Below are 17,291 nucleotides of genomic sequence, written 5' to 3' on the forward strand. Positions count from 1 at the left end.
TTTCCCTGAACAGAAGACTTAGTTTTACTAATTATTTTAATCTCATTTTAATACCGCTGTTATTCACCTATGAGGATATTTTACTGCTGTTTTTTCATCCTATTATCCACGATTTCCAGTTTTGCCCAGGAGCGTGATTCACTTCGTACCGAACTGCTTAATCAAGTAAATGTCACGGCGAACAGGGCGCAACAAAAGACCCTCGAAACAGCGGGTTCCGTATCCGTGATTTCTGCGGGGACATTACAAACTTATCAGCCAAGAACTACACCTGAGGCCTTAATGGGATCAACCGGTGTCTTCGTTCAAAAGACAACCCACGGAGCAGGATCGCCATTTCTACGAGGACTCACCGGTAACCAGACACTCATTCTTATTGACGGCATTCGGCTGAATAACAGTACATTCCGCTACGGCCCTAATCAATATCTGAACACCATTGACCCTTTTACCATTGACAAAATAGAAGTCCTTAGGGGCGGCGGTTCTGTTGCATATGGCTCCGATGCATTGGGTGGAACGCTTCAACTGCTTACTTCCAATCCTGCATTTTCGGAAAAACCGGCCGTACGTGGCAAAGCAGTTGCGCGGTACGCGACCGGCGATATGGAAAAAACATTGCGGGCGGGAGTTGAACTCTCCGGATCTCGTGTTGCATTTTCTGGCGGTGTAAGTATTCGGAATTTTGGGGATTTGATAGGAGGGGATACCACCGGCAAACAATCTCCTAGTGGCTACAAAGACCGGGCTTTTGATGCAAAATTGCTTTTCGGGCTCAGCGACTCGTGGACGCTCACGCTTGCCCATCAATCAGTCTCTCAGAAACACGTGCCGCTTTATTATCGCTATAAGCTTGAAAATTTTGCTTTGAATGAGTTCAATCCGCAAAAAAGGTCTTTAAGCTACTTTAAATTAAATGGCCCAACATCCAGTAAGTGGGCTTCGGAAATATCGCTGACGGGATCATGGCAAGCAACCAACGAAGGGCGGCTGAGCCGGAAAAATGGAAGTAAGAGTTTACGCACTGAAACGGATAAGGTTCAGACATCCGGATTGATATTGAATGTTCAATCTGACATTGCTGAGTTCTGGAACGCTAGTTCTGGAATTGAAATTTATAATGATCTGGTTGAAAGCGACAAGATCGACCAGGTTGACGGTGCCGGCCCTGTTGCCAGCCGCGGTCTTTATCCGGATGATAGCAAATATCTCAATTACGCAGTTTACTCGCTTCACCAGTTAAAGCTTGATGATTGGCAGTTTTCCTTCGGTGGACGTTTTAATGGTTTTCGTATAAAAGTGGCAGATGAAGTGCTGGGTAATGTGTCCGTCAAGCCAACAGCCTTGGTTGGAAACGCTTCGATTTCATATTTACTGAACGACCATTCCAATTTTTATACATCCTTTCACTCCGGTTTCAGGGCACCGAATATTGACGATATGGGAACATTAGGGATCGTTGATTTTCGGTATGAGCTACCCGCCTACGATCTCAAACCGGAAACATCCTACAATTTTGAAGTTGGCTATAAATTCCGGTCGGAAGGCTTCGCAATGAGCGCAGCTTTATTTCAAAATAACCTGCGCAACCTGATCACACGTGTGCAAGTTGCCGGACAGAAAATTGATGGCATCGATGTATACCGGAAGGAAAATGTTGAACGCGCCTACATTCGGGGAGCTGAACTGGATGTGGAATATGTGTTCAGCGAATATTGGAAAGTCTATGGCTCAGGCGCTTATAATTTCGGTAAAAATGTAACCAAAAATGAGCCTGTTCGCCGCATTCCGCCATTGAATGGAAGGTTCGGATTAGAATACCGCAGAAGTCAATGGTTTGTACGTCCGGAAGCCTGGTTTGCAGAAGAGCAAACGCGATTGGCAGCCGGAGATGCGGGAGATAACCGCATTCCAAAAGGAGGCACGCCGGGCTGGGTGGTTGTGATTTTGATGGCTGGTTTTGATACAAAACATTTTGCAGTAAATGCTGTCGCTCAGAACCTTACCAATAAAGATTATCGTACGCACGGGTCGGGAATTAATGGCGTGGGCCGCAGCCTTTGGCTGACTTTAACAGGGAAGTTTTAACAATAAATTATTCAACAATACTAATAACTCACCATGACAAAATATTTGAAACTCGGACTTTGCCTGCTGCTCAGCGGTGTTCTCGCTTACGGTTGCAAGAAAAATCCCGGCTCGTCAGCAGGTCGCGAGGAGTCGGCCATTGTTAAGGAGCTTTCGTCCAAGCGCATTGGTTTACCTAATGGCTGGTCACTTACGCCGGTTGGCAGAAGTCTGGATCTGGATGATCTGCCTTTGAATCTGGTGGTCTCTCCGTCAAAGAAATATCTGGCTGTGACCAATAATGGGCAAAGCACGCAAAGCATAATTTTAATTGATGCGGCTTCTGAAAAGGTGCTGGATTCTGCGAGAGTCGCCAAGTCTTACCTTGGTTTGGCATTCAGTCAGGATGAAAAAACGATCTATGCTTCTGGTGGAAACGACAATACTATTTTGGTATTTAAAATTGAAAATCAACAGCTTGTCCCAGCTGAGCCGATCGTGCTGGGCAAACCCTGGCCGGTTAAAATTTCGCCTACCGGAATTTCTGTTGACGATGCGCAGAATAGAATTTATGTAGTGACCAAAGAAGATAGCGCGCTTTACATTTGTGATACTCAAAACAAAAAGACCGTTGGAAAACTAAGTTTGGGCGCAGCAGCTTACACCTGTTTACTTTCCAATGATAAAAAGGAACTGTATGTTTCGCTTTGGGGCGGCTCGCGGGTAGTAATTGTAAACACAGAAACGCAAAAGATCACCGCCGAAATCGCTACGAACAAAAATCCGAACGATTTGCTTTTAACTAAAGACGGCAAATTTTTATATGTTGCCAATGGCAATGACAACACCGTTGGGCTCATCGATCTTAATAAACGCCAGATAGCGGAAACATTAACTACATCCCTTTTTCCGGATGCGCCTGTTGGAACAACTCCTAACGGCTTGGCGCTGAGTGAAGATGAAAAAACGCTTTACATTGCCAACGCAGACAATAACTGCCTTGCTGTTTTTGATGTTGAAACAAAAGGACGCAGCCATTCCGTTGGATTTATCCCGACTGGCTGGTATCCGACCGCTGTGAAGACGATCGGTTCAAAGATTTTTGTTACAAACGGAAAAGGGTTCTCTTCCAAAGCTAACCCGAAAGGCCCGAATCCAAACCTATCAAAAGTGCCTCAGGAGAAAGGGCCTAATCCGCAGGCGTACACCGGCCGGGAGCAATATATCGGCGGGTTGTTCAAAGGCACTTTGTCTATCATCGATGCGCCCTCACAAGAAGCACTTTCTGCGTATTCAAGAGTAGTTTATGCAAATACGCCTTATACCAAAAACAAGGAACTGAATGCAGAAGGAGAGGCCGGAAACCCGATCCCGATGAAAGTTGGTGACAAGTCGCCAATCAAATATGTCTTTTACATTATCAAGGAAAACCGGACTTACGACCAGATCCTGGGTGATATGAAAGAAGGAAACGGCGACTCCTCGCTGTGCCTATTTCCGGAAAAAGTTACGCCAAACCAGCACGCGTTGGCACGCCAGTTTGTGCTACTCGATAATTTTTACGTGGATGCGGAAGTAAGCGCCGACGGGCATAACTGGTCGTCTGCTGCGTATGCCAATGATTATGTAGAAAAAAACTGGGTGACCAGTTACGGCGGTCGCGGTGGGACATACGATTATGAAGGGAGCAAGGATATCGCGCATCCTCGGGATGGATTTATCTGGGACCATGCATTGCGTGCCGGTGTAACTTTCCGGAGCTACGGCTGGTTCGCAGACGAAGGAAAAGCAAATATCAAAACATTGGAAGGCAACTATTGTCCGACTTTTAAAGGTTACAATCTCGGTTACAAAGACATTGACCGCGAAGAAGCCTGGGAAAAGGATTTTGATGAACTTTTAGCAGCCGGCAAACTTCCAAGGCTGAATACACTACGCTTTGGAAATGACCATACTTCCGGCGCCAGCGTTGGAAAACCAACTCCTTTTGCAGCTGTGGCGGACAATGACCTTGCCGTAGGGCGCTTTGTTGAACACCTTTCCAAAAGTAAGGTCTGGAATGAATCAGTCGTATTTATCCTGGAAGACGATGCGCAAAACGGACCAGATCACGTGGACGCCCACCGTTCTATTGCTTTCGTTGCAGGTGGTTTTGTGAAAAGAGGTTTTGTAGACCATACCATGTATTCAACTTCGGGAATGCTTCGTACGATGGAACTGATCCTGGGCATTAAACCGATGAGCCAATATGATGCCGCCGCCACGCCGATGTGGAGATGTTTTAACAAAACGGCTAATTCCGCAGGTTTCACTTCCAAAGAAGCAGGCGTCGATCTTGCCGAGAAAAATGTGGCAGTGAATTCCAATTCACGCCAATCTGATCAGTTCGACCTTTCAGTGCCTGATGCAATCGACGACCTCATTTTCAGCCGAATCGTGTGGCAAGCGGTGCGTGGTGAAAACAGCATTATGCCCGCGCCGCGCCGGGGCGCTTTTGTAAGACTTGAAAAGGAGGATGAAGAAGAGGAGGAGGACGAAGATTAATTAAAATCTAAAAACACGATGAGAAAGTACGGGCTCCTGATTGTTCTGTTCCTAGCAAGTGCATTTTATGCAACAGCCCAGAAATGGGTTGCCAACGCGCCGTCAGGTAAGGAATATTTGCAGCGGAATGAAAATGGAAAAACGGTCATTCCAAATGGGCGGTATATTACTCCGACTGGCAAGCAACTCACTGTGGCGCCGCACCCTTACGGTCTTGCGTTGAGTGCGGATGGCAACATTGCGGTAACGGCCAATTCAGGTATTAACCCTTTTTCAATCAGTGTTTTAAAAAATATTTTAAGTGAAAATCCGTCGGTCAGACAAATTCCTGACGGGCCGAAAACGGATAAAGGCATTCTGGAAGCCTGCTTTATGGGATTAGCCATAACGCCTGACAACAAAACGGTGTATGTGGCTGGTGGTCAAACCAATAAGATCTTTCTTTTTGATCTTGAAACAGGTAAAAACAGGCTGACGATCAATTGCCAGGCGACGGAAAATGGCAACAAATACAGTCACGGCTACATTGGTGATATGGTGCTGACCAAAGATGGATCTACCCTTTATGCGGTGGATCAGATCGGGTTCAGGATGATTGCCATTGATACTAAAACGAATCAAATCAAAAGCAACGTTCCCACGGGCCGGTACCCGTTCGGGATATGTCTTTCACCAGACGAAAAGCGCGTTTACGTTGCCAATGTGGGTGTTTTTGAATACAAACCTTTTACTGATCTTGATAAGGACAACCTGAAAGAAACCGCTCACAAATGGCCGTCGTCTGCATATGGTTCCAAAGAAATGAAGGAAGGGATTCCAGAAAAGGGTGTTCCTGCTTTGGGCGACCCGAATGCGCTGGAAGCATTCTCTGTATGGAGTTATGATCTGGCCGGCGCAAAACCTGCTGTAAAAGCCAAGATAAAAACAGGTATCCTGGTGGGTCAGATGGTGGAAGATTTCCCGGCAGTAGGAGGCAGCAGCCCTAACTCACTTGTTGCTACGGACAAATTTGTATTTGTCAGCAATGGGAACAACGATTGCGTTTCGGTTATTGACATTGCGAAAGACACTATTGTAAATACACTGCATTTAAACCCAGAACCCCGACTTGGGTCACTTCGCGGCCTTATTCCTTTTGGAGTAACCGTTTCGCCGGATCAGAAAAGGCTGTTTGTGGCCGAAGCGGGAATTAATGCGGTAGCAGTGATTGATATCCCCACCATGAAAGTGATCGGTCATATTCCAACCGGCTGGTTTCCTAGTAAATTGAAAGTGAGTCCTGATGGCAAAAAACTGATTGTTACCAATGCAAAAGGGTGGGGCAGCGGCCCAAATGGCGGTAGGGATTATAAGCTGGGCAGTGCGGGAAGTTACATTGGCAGCCTGATGAAAGGAACCGTTTCTGTAATCAACATTCCGGCAGATAGCGAGCTCACTGCCCTGACAAAAAAGGTGCTTGATAACAATTACATATTTACCCAGGTTTCGGAAAACTCGAAAAATCCCGTTCCGGTTTATCCAGGCGCATCCGAGTCACCCATTAAGCACATTGTTTTTATTTCAAAGGAAAACAGAACTTATGATGAGGTTTTCGGGCAGCTTGCTTCCGGAAACGGCGATTCCACCATTGCCAGATTTGGCTTAAAAAGGGATTTTGCAAACAAGAAAAAAACGGTGACACTGAAAGGTGTGGATGTGATGCCGAACCATGTGGCTTTGGCCAGACAATTTGCCATTTCTGATAACTATTACTGTGATTCCGACGTTTCCGCTGACGGACACCGCTGGCTGGTGAACACCTACCCGAATGAATGGGTAGAAACCGGAACTGCAGCTGCGTATGGCGGCGGCCGTAATATGCTCGACACGTCGTCGGCTCCCGGAAATTTGGCGTTTTACGGTTCTGCAGGCAGCATTTATCCAGAAGATTATAATGAAGCAGGCTCGCTTTGGGACCATTTGCAACGCAATAAAAAGGATTTCTTCAACTTTGGCTTCGGACTGGAAATGGCTGCCAATTACTCCGACAGCACCATGAAGCACATTGGCGAGCTGTATACTGTCAACTACCCGGTGCCTGCACCGATTCTCGAAAAATCGTCAAAGCTGTTTCCCAGCTATAACATGGCCATTCCTGACCAGTTTCGGGCGGATGTTTTTATCAAAGAATTCAATGAGAAATGGACAGGCGAGAGCAAGACGCTACCTTCCATGTTGACATTAATGCTGCCCAATGATCACGGAACCAACGAAAGGCCGGATGCAGGCTTTCCGTTCCAGGAAAGTTATATGGCCGACAACGACCTGGCTTTGGGCCGTACCATTGAGTTTTTGTCACATACGCCCTACTGGAAAAATATGCTGATTGTCATCACAGAGGATGATCCGCAGGGTGGCGTTGACCACGTGGATGCGCACAGGAGCATTCTGATGACGATTTCACCCTATATCAAGCGAAATTACATCGGGAAGCAACATTACAGTTTTGGAAGTATTTTCAAAACTTTCTGGCATGTGCTGGGCATTCCCTACCTGAATCAGTACGATGCGACTGCTACGGATATGGGAGATTTATTCACTGATAAGCCCGACTTTACGCCTTACAATGCGGTGCCTATTGACCCACGTTTGTTTGATCCCCAAAAAGCGCTTGATCCGTTCGATGAGAAGTTCGACTGGAAAGCTTTTTCACAATCCGAAGAAATGGACCGAACCGAAACCATGCAAAAGCGGCGGATGGAAGATGACGAAAATCTGCGTAAGAAAAAAAAGTCCGCAAAGCCCTAATCAACGTATACAGCAGTGCTGGTCAGAAGCAATGCTGTTGCCAGTATGCTTCTACTGAACGGTCTACCATTTTCAATCATATAACGTTGAGTAAATTTGTTAATATGAAGTTCGACGACAAAGAATATTTGCCGTGAAATCCATAGGGTCTTATCCCACATATTTAACGAATGTCAATAGCGCGTTTCGCTGTTTCATTTATAAAATTATCCTAAGCACTAATGCTCACTTTATAGTGAGGAACCGGCTTTGTGCCCTTACTATATTAAGTTGAAAATCTTTGGTTTCGGCGCCACTTTTGCTGAGCAGATGCACTTTATAATTTCCGCTTTCCAAACTTGAAATATCATAGCTGATTGCTGGTTTTTCTGTTTTTTTGTCTATAAAGTTTTTTTGAATTACTTCGCCTTTTTCATTCTTAATGATCACCACCATTCTTTCCAGCTGGTGATTAGTGATATTTACCCTTAACCTGCCATCCTTCAAGGGAAAGATGGCCCACTCGAAAGATTTTGTGCTTCCGTGGTCAATAGGATAGGCTCTGGAGTCGAACACAGTATGTAAAAAGATGTAACACGCAAATACACTAAGTTTAATTTTCATGGCTATTTTGGTTTTCATGGCTAATAAATAATATAAGGTCTTGCCCAAAACTTTTGCAATTGGTCTTGGGACTCTTCATTCGTTTTTAGAAACCTTGACAGTTTACTCGGTTGTCTGGTTTTAATCGTGCAGGGACAAAAAGTCATTTCAGATCTTTATTCTGATACAAACTTAAATGCAAATTGGATCATAAAAATCGTCCAATTTCTAAAAATATGATGCTCCATTAATCCAATTTTTTCTTGTCAATAGATAGTCAGATCAGGAAGTGGTGAGATCTAGTTTGCCCGCTTGATTTCTTCGTCCGAACTGGTCTTGCGCTGGCGTGTCGCTTTTAACTTCTGATTGCCAAAGACCAGCTCAGATTCAGCAGCACAACCCTCGAATCGGTCCGGATCGTGGTCGTACTTTTAAGCTCGGGGTTATCCAGAATGGCAAGGCTCCTGTTGGTGTGGAAAATGTCCTGTATGCTCAGCCTGGCTTTTAATTTTGGAGAAAAAATTTTCTGAATGCCCGCGTCAAGCGTCCCTTTCCAGTCGAAATAACGTAAAGCGATGGTTTCGGGCGTGTTGATCCAGCCATTTATTTCCGCTGTCCAGCCTTTCCCTATGATAAAAGAACCGGATGCATTCAAACGTCCGGAGAATTGCCGGACCTGCTCACGCCTGCCTATATACGTATAGTTAAACTGGCTGTAAATTCCCAGTAACGACATTTCCATCGTCCAACCTTCGGTGGTGCGGATGGGCAATGTGACAGTCAGGTTATATGCTTGCGATTTTCCGAAGTTTTCGGGAAATCGGTCTAGAACCGTCCACGCCGGGCGCTTTTTCCAGGACTTCGAGCGCCGTCCCGCCCCCGGCAATGATGCTGTTGGCAACATTGATAACGGTGCGGTCTGTTTGCTGCTCAACAAATGGTCGCTTAGCTGTCACCGCCACCTCATTGAGCTGGGTTGTCAGGCTTTCCATTATAAAATCGGCGACCTGAACGACTTCCCCTTTTTTTGAAATAACGACAGGCAGAAGATAGGCCCTTTTAAAACCCAGGATGCTTGCTGATATCATATAATGACCAGGGCTCACATTTTCTAAAACATAAACGCCGGAAGGATCGGAAACAGCGCTTTTTATCAAGGTCGAATCTCCGTCGCTAAGCAAAAGTACATTCACGCCAGTAAGCGGCGCGCCTCCGACTTCCTGGATTTTACCCGTAATCGACTGACAAAAAACATCTTGAATAACAAAGGAAGTAAAAAGGGTGTGGACAAGTAACCCAGCTGTTCTCTGGATAATTTTTTTCATAATTGGGATGAGGACTTAATGTCCCCGTTATTTTAAATGGCTAATAGTTCACTTGTCAAAAAAACACTGGATAAGCCGTGCCTCGTTTCAAAGCGTTCCTGCAAAAATAATTCAGCGAAACAATTTTAGGCGTGTGCAATATGGACATTCTCATGGGGCAAATTGGACAATGTTCGCGTCTGACGAATGCCTACCGGTTATGAAGATGGCATACACACTTCAATCTTTCGAACCCCTCTGGTTCAAGATTTTCGATATTCATTCTTGCTTCCATCACTTAGATTTTTAACTTAAATATCATCCGGGTTGCCTACATTAATCTACTTAACTAAAACGGCATATCCGTTATGGATATAGCATATCACGGTGGTGTAAACAACTACGACCGCGAAGCCAAAAGTTTGGGTTTCTTGTATTACAAATACCAACAAAAGACTAAAAACGAGCAAGGCGAGATTTGCGCTCATAGCGACCATGAAATTTAGCCTGGAACATTCGTAAAAATAGAGAAAGTTAAGCCCAGCATTAAAAAGTACGGAAAGTGCGCCAGACAAAAACCAGAGCGCCTGCTCATCTAGCATTTCATATTCGACAAAGGCATAAGCAATGTGACCGAGGCCAAATAATAAAGTTAATCCAATCCCTATCGTGTAAAATATTTTGGGTTTATTAATGGCTGAATTGAGAATGTTTTTTTCGTTTTGCATATCGCTTTTTATACAAAACTAGCATGGCTGCAACTCAATGTATTGTATAAATCGGCCTTTTTAGATAGATCATTAATCTTTTTACTATCTGCGCAATACCGGCTTTGTAGGTTCTGGTTAGTCAAAAGCTTTCGAGGCTTCAAGTTCAGGACAGCAGATACAGTTGTCTTGATGATAAGCTTAATGTTTTCGAGGGAGTGTCGCCAGAGAATGTTTTGAACTCTTTAATAAAATGTCCTTGATCATAATAGCCAAAATCATAGTATAGCGAGCCTGGTGCCATATTTACCGATTCTGAGTGAGCCCTCAGATAATTTTGAAAGCGAACGACCCGAGCGAATGATTTGATGTTATGGCCAATATAAAAATCAAACAACCTGCGCAGGTGCCGGGGGCTTACGCCTACAATTTTACTTACATCGTTTTCAATATTCAACGATTTTGTGTTTTTCAGTATAATTAAAATCGCTTCATAGACTCTTGGGTCAAACTCATTCCCAACATGATGAAGATTCTGCATGAAATACCTATCGAAAACAGACCTGATTTCATGAATGCTGTCACCCGGACGAATGTTCTCAATTAGGAACTTTGATGTATTTTTATGAACTGCGTCCATGAACTCAACGGCATTGCTTAGCTCTGAGGCCTTGGTATTAAATAGGAATGAAAACATACCCGGAAGAAATCTTACACCTGCATAATGAAAGCAACTTCCAAGCAGGTATGTTGAGCTTCTATTGTAGAAACCCATTGCATAACTCTGGTAGGGATTGTTAATATCAACAAAAATATCGATGCAGCCGTCGGAGGCGATTTTACAGAAAAAATCTTCCTCTAAGGGTTCGCGAGATTTGATCTCCCAATAACACCATATATAAGGCTGAAGACGCACATCCGGAAGAACCTCTATGATGAATATCTTTTCGCTTAACGGGGCAACTTGTGGCTGCATTGGAGTGAAAAGTTCCCTTATATCGGTTTGATTTTTCATTTGCCGCTTTTTATTTTAGGTAGTTAGGCGTTTTAATTGAATTATCAAATATCCGATTGCAAAAAATATAAGCGGTATGGCCATGCTAATGGCAAAGTCAGATATCATATAACGGTTACCTATCCATACAAAGAATATGTTTGAGCAAATAGTCAACGTCAAAATAGGGTTATTGCCTCTTATAAATTCGAAGTGTTTAGTAGACAGGTATAAATTTACGGAACCTATAAAAATAAGACCAACACTAAACATCGCATTAAATCCTATCCACAACTTCCAGATAATTCCGGATTCATCCATTTGAATTGTAGCTGTTTTAAGCTTCTCAATTAAACCTAAATCGCTTGGATAAAGATCCGTTGAAAAAAAGGTGCCGTGTAAATGCAATATCCCGAAAAATAATAGAATGACAGATGCCAGTATCAGGCAAATTCTAGCCACTTGATTTTTGTTGATTGAGATTTCCATATTTAGTGCCTGTCTTAATGTTGCCCGTTGTACATTTTGCATTCTATATGTATTCGGATGCCTTTCGGTTGCAAAGCTTAAAATAAAGTCAAAGACTCTATAGTAAAAAAGGGACATCAGCGAAAAGTCTGGCGTACAATCTATTGCGAACTCAACGAATTGCACGCTAAGGTCGAGAAGAATAGTTGCATAACCGAATGGTTATGTTTATGTTTGTATAACCAATCGGTTATACATTAAGTTATGGTTGCAAGAAGAGACGTTTTTCAGGCCATTGCCGACCCTACCCGCAGGGCCATGATCGGTTTGTTGGCCATTAAGACATTGACTATCAATGAAGTGGCAGGTAATTTTGGCATGAGCCAGCCAGCCATTTCCAAGCACATGCATATTCTGACAGAGTGCGGACTGGTTGTGATGGTTAAGATTGGCAGGGAAAAGCACTGCCGGGCCAACCTCAAAGGATTGGAAGAAGTGACCCGTTGGGCAGAGCAATACCGGGTATTCTGGAACCAGCGGCTGGACGCATTGGAAGATCTGTTGAACGCTGATGGCGAATGACATTATCCAGCCAGTTGCGACGGTCACCAATTAATGATGATCCATGCCCACCAATTAATAGCGGTCTGAAAAGGTCACACAGCCACAGGCAAAAAGTTGAATATTTTCAAATTGATAAACTTTTGAACGGAATGGAACAAAAATCAAACATCCCCACGGTAACCGCACAAATGCTCATCCGCCAACCGGCCCATACCGTCTTTGAAGCATTTGTTGACCCAGAGATTACACGACATTTCTGGTTCACCAAAGGAAGCGGAATGCTTAAAAAAGGCCAGCATATTACCTGGGAATGGGACATGTACGGTGTCTCCATAGCTGTTTTTGTGGAAGAAATCATTGCAGATCGATTTATACAAATCCAGTGGGACGAACCGTCGACGATGGTCCGATTTGAATTTCGTGAGATCGCCGGGCTCGGCACCTATGTTGAGATCACTAATACGGGTTTTCAGCAGCAGAATGCGGAGCTATGGGAAGCGATCAACAATAATACCGGCGGTTTTACAACCGTACTGGATGGAGCCAAGGCATATTTAGAGCATGGTATTGAGCTCAATCTGATCGCTGACAAATTTCCGTCCCAGGCAACTTCTCATTGATAGGTATGGAAATGCAAGGTAAGATCATCGCTCCGGGCGTGTTGTATTTTGAGCGTTTTTTCGGCAGTACTCTTGAAAAGGTCTGGAAATACGTCACCGATTCCGAAAAACGGGGCAAATGGTTGGCAAAGGGTGATATGGAATTGTTCGAAGAGGGCAGGGTAGACTTGTATTTCATGCACAATGAGCTTAGCCCGACCACTGCCCCGGTACCTGAGCGATACCGGCACATGCAGGATGGGCACAACTTCACAGGCAAAGTTCTTCACATTAAGCCGCCGCATTTGCTATCATTTACATGGGAAGACGGCTCCGAGGTGACCATCGAGCTTTCAGAGCACAACGACGGCGTTTTATTGCGCCTTACACACCGCAAGCTTGCCGATGATCCGGCAACACGGTTGAGCGTAGCGGCGGGATGGCACACCCATATGGGAATTCTGCAAAATGTGTTAGAAGGGAGCATCCCTCCCAACTTTTGGCTGAGTTTTCACAACATTCAGCAGGTTTATGAGGTGCATTTACCAGAAGGAAACAGGCAATAAAGAGCGCGTAGCACTTGACTGACACCGGTCCGCGGAGTTAGCAATCGAAACGCGGTGCCCCAATCATGCTGTCGGCAAAGAGTAGCATAAGCATTTTTCGTCTGCTGGGGTCACCAATTACCTGGAATACATCAAGAGTTGGTATAGCCATTTTTTGCTGTGATTAGGAGGTTCGCAATTTTTTCCAGTTGTATAGGTAACTTCTGAGTTACGCAAATTTGTACAGAAAAACATTTTAAAAAGTTTTCGGAAGGCGCTCTTACATAGGATAAGTCCCGCGCCAATCAAGAAAATACTTATTGGTTTCCGATCGGCCGGTAAATAGGGGCCAGCATCTTCGGCCCCTATTCAATACCTTTTATCATATCTTAAACTCTGATCTCAACAGGGGAGCCAACCTTTTGTGCCCTTGCAGCCAGGGATGAGATTACCAGCGCGATCCCACAAAAGGCTAAACACTCGAACGAGCCTATGATATTTTCCCCGTCCTGAAATTCAGGAAAATGAATGGCGTAATAAAGGTGTAGGGATAACAGCCAGATAAACAGCACTAAGCTTACTTCCCGGCCAAGATCAGACAGGGAAGCAAATATGTGAGCATGCTGAGCTGAAAGTTGATTATTGATATACTTCTGATGTAATTTTACCGGATGAAAATCCACATAATGGGTGCATCCTGTGCGGGGTCGACGACGTTAGGCACGGCATTGTCTGAGCAGCTTACCATTCCCTATTTTGACACGGATCTATTCTTTTGGGAGCGATCGGATATTCCGTACACTGTAAAAAGGGATCCCGTAATTCGGAACAAAATGCTCAGCGAATCTTTGTCAGCATTAGATCACTACATTGTTGGTGGTTCACTGATCGGCTGGGGAGAGGAATGGCAGAACATGTTTGATCTCGTTGTCTTTCTATACGTTCCGCAGCAAGTCAGACTGCAACGATTGGTGAATCGGGAAAGGGAACGTTATGGTGAAGTTATTTACACGGACCCACATCGCAACAGGCTATTTAAAGCGTTTTATTCCTGGGCATCCGGATATGACGATCCGTTATTTACCGGACGTAATGTCAAAAATTCATGAGGAATGGATCAGCAAGCTTTCGTGCAGGGTTATTGAAATACGGGGGGATACAACCATTGATGAGCGTCTCAAATTTATTTATGACCATATCTGAATTTGATTTACCTGCGCATAGCCATTTCGAACGCATTAACAGCAGCCCGCGCTTGTATGAGCAAGCCGTTTGTGAGTGAGTACTGGAAGTGTGGCGTTCGCTTGCTTAGAGTGGTTAACGGACCGTCTTAACATTAAGCATTCGTTGTATATTTACCTGTAAACAGGGACTTTTCATGAGCTTTGGTGATAAACTTTTATTCTTTTTCAGTGCGCTCGGAGCATTTAACGGGTTACTGCTCAGCATTAACTTTTTCTTTTTCCCGGCAAAAAAACACCTTTCCAATTACCTGCTGGGTGCACTATTGCTGATGTTGAGCATCCGGATCGGAAAATCTGTGGCCTATTTTTTTGATTACGATTTGCCCAAACTATATCTTCAGGTAGGATTAACTGCCTGTTTTCTGATTGGTCCTTTTTTGTATTACTACATCAAATCCGAAACCAAACAAATCAGGAAACTTCCCAGGGCATGGATATGGCAGCTGGCAGGCTGGTTAGGGACAATAGTATTGGTCGGCGCGGTGTATTCTTATGAAAGCTTTCCGTGGCTATGGAGGCGCTACATCGTGCCCATCATTTACCTGCAATGGGGCGTTCACATCGCATTTTCCATTGTGCTGTTAATGCCTCTTTTGAAAAAGATGGTTCGGAAAGAAAAGTTGAGACCTTTTGAAAACTCCCTTCTTGTCGTTTGTGGAGGTGTATTTATCCTGTTTACTTCATACGTCTGGGCGATCCTGGACATTACCAAAGGCAGCTACATAAATGGGGCAATCTATTTTTCCCTGATCATTTATCTTGTCATATCTATCCTGCTTTATCGTAAGAAAACCAACGATTTGTCTTCCTTTTCTGCTCAGAAATACGGCGACAAAAAGCTCGATCCGGACGAAGCTCAGCTTATTATAGGCAAATTGAAAAACGGTATGGCCAGCAAAGAACTCTTCAAAAACCCGGATCTAAAAGTCAACGACCTTGCCAGGGAGATTAACGTTTCCGGGCACCAGCTATCCCAGCTCTTGAATGAGAATATGGAGAAGGGCTTCAACCTTTTTGTCAATGAATACCGGATCAACGAAGCCTGTAAGATGCTATCGACACACCCCAATTTATCGATAGATGCGATCGGCGACGAGGTTGGGTTTAATTCCAAATCCACATTTTTCTCAACCTTTAAGAGGATCAAGGGCGTCAGTCCCAGCGTTTATAGAGCGTCAAACAGTACGGATTTATAAAATAGGACTACTGAATCGGGGTTGCTGCACTTTCATTTTTAGAGAATGCCAGACATTTGAGAAGCAAAATGGAACAGTTTCATTTTGAAAATCAAAAATCACTTTAAATGAAAGGGACAATCTTACTTGTATGCTTATTGGCTGGTTTACAGGCCTTTTGCCAAAACGCTCCGACAGAGAGGCAATTAATCGAGAATACCATAGAACTGTATTTCGACGGCTGGGCAACAGGCGATAGCGCGAAGCTGGGCAGAGCGATGCATGCTTCATGTTTTTTGAAAAATTACCGGGAGGGAAAATTCACCAGTTTTTCAAAGAGTCAGTATCTAGGCTTATTCAAACCCCATGACCGGCCAAAAAATCTGCGTACGAACATTGTTGCTTTGGATATCACCAATAATATGGGGAGCGCAAAGGTTGAAATCATCAATGAACGGGAGACATTCACCGATTACTTCAACCTGATGAAAACTACCGAGGGCTGGGTGATTGCCGACAAAGTATCTACCCGCACACCCCATAAAACGAATGGAACGCAGGCTCAGAAAGAAACAGTTTTAGACGGTCTGAAGCGACCGTGGAGCATCGCTTTTCTTTCGGAAGACGAAGTGCTGATCTCAGAGAAAGAGGGCGATTTGATAAAATATAATTTACAAAAAAAAGAAAAAATCAGGATCAAGGGCTTTCCGACCGATCTGGAAGATGGCCTGGATGGTTTTGGCGATAACACAGGCAAATTTGAAGTGTTAACCGACCCGGATTTTAAAACCAACAAATACATTTACTTGTCTTACGCTGCCAAAGCGGCTGCCGGAAGGACTACGAAAATTGTCAGGGCAGTTCTTGAGAATGAATCTTTGCAACAAATCAAGGTGCTGTTCGTAGCGGAACCCTATACCGATCAGCGGGTCCATTATGGGGGAGGAATGCTTTTTGGAGCCGACGGCAAACTCTATTTTACAATCGGTGAAAGGATATTTACCGAGAAAGATGAACCAGGTATTCCCATCGCGCAGAATGTGGAAGACAAGCGAGGGAAAATCTACCGCATTAATCCCGACGGCACCATTCCAAAAGACAACCCGGACTTCGGAAATAAGGCAACCCCCGGTTTATATGCAACGGGCATCAGGGCGGCCCAGGGTCTGACACGTGACCTTCATACCGGCAAAATCTGGTTCAGTGAGCACGGAACACACCAGGGGGATGAGATTAATGTGCTGAAGGCTGGCGCCAATTACGGCTGGCCTATGAAGACTACGGGGAAGTACCGTTATGCCGAGTTTGCCCCCAAGGAGATTCCGGGAAATAGTTATACGGAGCCTGTCTGGTCGTGGTTACAAACGGTGGCGCCAACCGGCGTGCATGTGTATTGGGGCACCGAGTTTGCTGCATGGAACCGGAATTTGCTTGTCGGCGGATTATCAAAGGGTAGTGTATGGCGGCTGGTAATAGAAGGAGAAACCGTCAAAAGTGCCGAGGAGCTATTTACAGACGACCGGGTAAGAATACGGAAAGTGATCCAAAGCCCAAGCGGTAAATTGTATCTGCTTTCTGATGAAGTGAATGGGAAATTGATAAGGGTAAAAAATGGAGGGGTCTGACAAAATAGGAGCGGGTTTTGTTAAACTGGACACCACTACTCACGTAGTGTTCACTTTCGAACAGGGCCCGTTCTTTCGCGAACAAT

At 44.6% G+C, this 17,291-nt stretch carries 15 protein-coding genes; 9 read left to right on the forward strand and 6 right to left on the reverse strand.

The window, feature by feature from the left end; all coding sequences use genetic code 11:
• The first annotated feature begins 69 nt into the window (after window positions 1-69).
• The 3 genes from MUK70_RS04445 to MUK70_RS04455 are packed head-to-tail and all read left to right on the forward strand — an operon-like array spanning window position 70 to window position 7,398.
• Window positions 70-2,088 carry a TonB-dependent receptor plug domain-containing protein gene (locus MUK70_RS04445; protein ID WP_234657653.1) on the forward strand — a complete coding sequence of 673 codons (2,019 nt, stop codon included), beginning with the start codon at window positions 70-72 and terminating at the stop codon, window positions 2,086-2,088.
• A gap of 33 nt (window positions 2,089-2,121) precedes the next feature.
• Window positions 2,122-4,611 (forward strand): bifunctional YncE family protein/alkaline phosphatase family protein, encoded by a 2,490-nt coding sequence (locus tag MUK70_RS04450; protein ID WP_234657652.1) that lies wholly within the window; start codon window positions 2,122-2,124, stop codon window positions 4,609-4,611.
• 18 nt (window positions 4,612-4,629) lie between these two features.
• A complete protein-coding gene (locus MUK70_RS04455; RefSeq protein ID WP_234657651.1) occupies window positions 4,630-7,398 on the forward strand; it encodes a bifunctional YncE family protein/alkaline phosphatase family protein in 2,769 nt (922 codons plus the stop codon).
• Between the two features lie 225 nt (window positions 7,399-7,623).
• Here the strand turns inward: MUK70_RS04455 and MUK70_RS04460 are convergent, their stop codons facing one another.
• The 6 genes from MUK70_RS04460 to MUK70_RS04485 all read right to left on the reverse strand — a co-directional run bounded on the left by MUK70_RS04460 (window position 7,624) and on the right by MUK70_RS04485 (window position 11,591).
• A complete protein-coding gene (locus MUK70_RS04460; protein ID WP_234657650.1) occupies window positions 7,624-8,001 on the reverse strand; it encodes a DUF3244 domain-containing protein in 378 nt (125 codons plus the stop codon).
• 334 nt (window positions 8,002-8,335) lie between these two features.
• Entirely contained in the window at window positions 8,336-8,752 is a 417-nt protein-coding gene (locus tag MUK70_RS04465; protein WP_234657649.1) for an outer membrane beta-barrel protein, read from the reverse strand.
• 13 nt (window positions 8,753-8,765) lie between these two features.
• Window positions 8,766-9,305 (reverse strand): carboxypeptidase-like regulatory domain-containing protein, encoded by a 540-nt coding sequence (locus MUK70_RS04470; protein WP_234657648.1) that lies wholly within the window; start codon window positions 9,303-9,305, stop codon window positions 8,766-8,768.
• 320 nt (window positions 9,306-9,625) lie between these two features.
• The gene (locus MUK70_RS04475; RefSeq protein ID WP_234657647.1) at window positions 9,626-10,012 is read right to left on the reverse strand and encodes a hypothetical protein; all 387 of its coding nucleotides are present in this window, start codon (window positions 10,010-10,012) and stop codon (window positions 9,626-9,628) included.
• Between the two features lie 145 nt (window positions 10,013-10,157).
• Window positions 10,158-11,006, reverse strand: a complete 849-nt coding sequence (locus MUK70_RS04480) for a helix-turn-helix domain-containing protein (RefSeq protein ID WP_234657645.1) — start codon at window positions 11,004-11,006, stop codon at window positions 10,158-10,160.
• Between the two features lie 15 nt (window positions 11,007-11,021).
• Complete coding sequence (locus tag MUK70_RS04485) at window positions 11,022-11,591, reverse strand: LIC_13387 family protein (RefSeq protein ID WP_234657644.1); 570 nt, start codon at window positions 11,589-11,591, stop codon at window positions 11,022-11,024.
• A 126-nt stretch (window positions 11,592-11,717) separates the two neighbouring features.
• On the opposite strand from MUK70_RS04485, the gene MUK70_RS04490 reads away from it, so the two are divergent.
• From MUK70_RS04490 to MUK70_RS04515, 6 genes are all read left to right on the forward strand, one after another.
• Complete coding sequence (locus MUK70_RS04490; protein WP_234657643.1) at window positions 11,718-12,035, forward strand: ArsR/SmtB family transcription factor; 318 nt, start codon at window positions 11,718-11,720, stop codon at window positions 12,033-12,035.
• Between the two features lie 131 nt (window positions 12,036-12,166).
• The gene (locus MUK70_RS04495) at window positions 12,167-12,637 is read left to right on the forward strand and encodes an SRPBCC family protein (protein ID WP_234657642.1); all 471 of its coding nucleotides are present in this window, start codon (window positions 12,167-12,169) and stop codon (window positions 12,635-12,637) included.
• A 5-nt stretch (window positions 12,638-12,642) separates the two neighbouring features.
• Window positions 12,643-13,182, forward strand: coding sequence for an SRPBCC family protein (locus tag MUK70_RS04500; protein ID WP_234657641.1), 540 nt, complete (start codon window positions 12,643-12,645; stop codon window positions 13,180-13,182).
• Window positions 13,183-13,832: 650 nt separating this feature from the next.
• The gene (locus tag MUK70_RS04505) at window positions 13,833-14,270 is read left to right on the forward strand and encodes a P-loop NTPase family protein (RefSeq protein WP_244784690.1); all 438 of its coding nucleotides are present in this window, start codon (window positions 13,833-13,835) and stop codon (window positions 14,268-14,270) included.
• 269 nt (window positions 14,271-14,539) lie between these two features.
• The gene (locus tag MUK70_RS04510) at window positions 14,540-15,601 is read left to right on the forward strand and encodes a helix-turn-helix domain-containing protein (protein WP_234657639.1); all 1,062 of its coding nucleotides are present in this window, start codon (window positions 14,540-14,542) and stop codon (window positions 15,599-15,601) included.
• Window positions 15,602-15,708: 107 nt separating this feature from the next.
• Window positions 15,709-17,205 carry a PQQ-dependent sugar dehydrogenase gene (locus tag MUK70_RS04515; RefSeq protein ID WP_234657638.1) on the forward strand — a complete coding sequence of 499 codons (1,497 nt, stop codon included), beginning with the start codon at window positions 15,709-15,711 and terminating at the stop codon, window positions 17,203-17,205.
• The last annotated feature ends 86 nt before the right edge of the window (window positions 17,206-17,291 follow it).

Source organism: Dyadobacter chenwenxiniae, assembly GCF_022869785.1.
In the GTDB taxonomy this organism is placed as follows: domain Bacteria; phylum Bacteroidota; class Bacteroidia; order Cytophagales; family Spirosomataceae; genus Dyadobacter; species Dyadobacter chenwenxiniae.